This is a genomic window from Pseudomonas sp. FSL R10-2964, from assembly GCF_009600035.1.
GTDB classification, from domain to species: domain Bacteria; phylum Pseudomonadota; class Gammaproteobacteria; order Pseudomonadales; family Pseudomonadaceae; genus Aquipseudomonas; species Aquipseudomonas bubulae.
On record NZ_WIWH01000085.1, the window covers coordinates 1 to 2,063 of the forward strand.

The following is a 2,063-nucleotide window of genomic DNA, read 5'->3' on the forward strand; positions in this document are numbered from 1 at the left end:
GGAAGCCTTGGCTATGCGGCATGATGCTCCGGCTTCAATTCAATAACCGTGTTGCACTCAGCTCCTGCAACCGCCCTGGTTATAAGGCCGCAGGAGCATTCATTCGCGACTTCGTGGCCAATAACAATACCAAACCAAAAGTTAACGCTGACGTGGTTCAGATCGCCCGCGAGCTGATGAACTTAGCATCCATGATAAACGCTGGGCGCACTAACATCGAACTCCTAGAAAAGGTTAAGTACATCGCCAAGATCAACATGGGGAGTGCAGCATGATCGGCAAAATCTTTCCTAAGTCCTCGGGCTCTTTCAAGAAAAGGATTAGGTACATTTTCGGTTGCACTAAGCACGACCACGAGATCGATGGAATCATGACCATCGACTCCAACTGCATTTCGTCCGACCCACTCCCCTCGCTGTTAGCAGGGAGTGAAGATGCCATTATGGAAATGGTAAGGGAGTTCGACCAGATCGAGATCCTGCGCCGGATGTCAATCGACTCCGACAGGCTCATCAAGCCCGTCTTTCACGCGATGCTCTCACTGCGTCCCGGCGAATCTCTGACGCCTGCTCAGTGGCGCACATCAGTCCGTAAATACCTCACAAACCTCGGCTTTGACGAGACCAATCAGTACGTCGCTGTGATGCACCAGGACAAAGACCATCAGCACGTTCACATCGTCGCTAACCGCATCCGACTCAATGATGAATTCTCCATGGTCAAGGATAGCAACGAGCGCTCCACGAGCTTGGACTCTGTGTCCGAAATCGAAGACATGTACCGGCTGAAAAAAGCCCCAAGCCCCAAAGAAACCTGGGGAGTAGCAATCACTCACGCTCAGCTCCAAGCATCGATTCGTGACGGCGACCTCCCCCTGAAACACAAAATGATCGCGAAGATCGCAGGCGCTATCGAGCATACCAGGGTAGCCAACGGTGACATGTTCGACCTCGTCCGGGCGCTCAGGAAGCAAAAGGTTTACATCCACCTGACGCTCAACGACGAGGGCCAGCCAAAGGGGATTAGCTATGAATACGATGGCAAACATATTAGCGGCAGACAGCTCAAACGCTCACGCCTGACGTGGCAGAAACTCATCAATCAAGAAGGAATATCGTATGACCCTGAAGCCATTTGTGACCTTCAGACAGAAATTGCTCGCCGAGATCAAGTTGAACACCCAAGGCTTGAGCGACTCCGGTACTTCTACCTTCGATTCCAGGCCGGCGCGCGAAGAATCCCTATCAAAGTCAAAAGCGCCAACTGGCGTCTCGACAGGGACACCAGACTGATCCTGGAAGCCCTCGAAGCCCTGCTCGGCATCGATCTGACTTTCAAAGGTGTCGGAAAGCCATCAAAGTACTGCATTGAGTACACCCCCGGCCAATCGTTGGTTCTACCGGTCAGAAAACAACCGGAGCATGAGTTTGATCCACAGCCTGCATAACGCCAGGTATTACCAATAGCGAGGACGTACCCGGCCAATGCGTCGCTGGGTACGTCTTTAGCATGCCTAACGGCGATGACTACATCCAAACGCAACCAATCCAATATCTAGGAAAACGTAGGTGAGCTTTTTGTTGAATACAAAAGCTGGCAGTACGCACCAGACCGCCGACTTTAAGTACGACGATGCGCGGTGTCAGGATTGCAGGGGTTTCGATCATGTCGTAGCGCGTGACATCGACTGATTCGAAAGACGACTTCTTCCATTGAGCCGCAGATCCAGCAGCGTAAAAACTCTCAAAAAAAAATGTCTTGGATCATGGTGAGCCGGCCAGCACCGTTAGTTGGCGCGCTGATGTCGACAGCAGTAAACTGATTTTTTCGACTTTTTGAGCAGGCCAGTAGAGTTGCTCGACACCACCTACGCTCCATTTCACCCGTTTCGGGGCTTCGGTTTTTATCTGGTCACCTTTAGCTGCCTTGATTTGATCATGGCTCTGTGAGTTGGCATGGCTTATTTTAATACAGCCTTTTTATCGTCATGTAGTGGTCAACTAATCCCGGACACGACGTTAAGTTTTTCTTCGGCCCGAGCTGGCGCCAGCCCACCGTTGAAT

General features: G+C 51.5%; 2 protein-coding genes. Both read left to right on the forward strand.

What is annotated here, in order from left to right:
• Positions 1-23: 23 nt before the first annotated feature.
• Positions 24-275 carry a hypothetical protein gene (locus GHN92_RS23960; RefSeq protein WP_256666561.1) on the forward strand — a complete coding sequence of 84 codons (252 nt, stop codon included), beginning with the start codon at positions 24-26 and terminating at the stop codon, positions 273-275.
• Positions 272-1,447 (forward strand): relaxase/mobilization nuclease domain-containing protein, encoded by a 1,176-nt coding sequence (locus GHN92_RS23510; RefSeq protein ID WP_095025386.1) that lies wholly within the window; start codon positions 272-274, stop codon positions 1,445-1,447. Before GHN92_RS23960 ends, GHN92_RS23510 begins: the two co-directional genes overlap by 4 nt.
• The last annotated feature ends 616 nt before the right edge of the window (positions 1,448-2,063 follow it).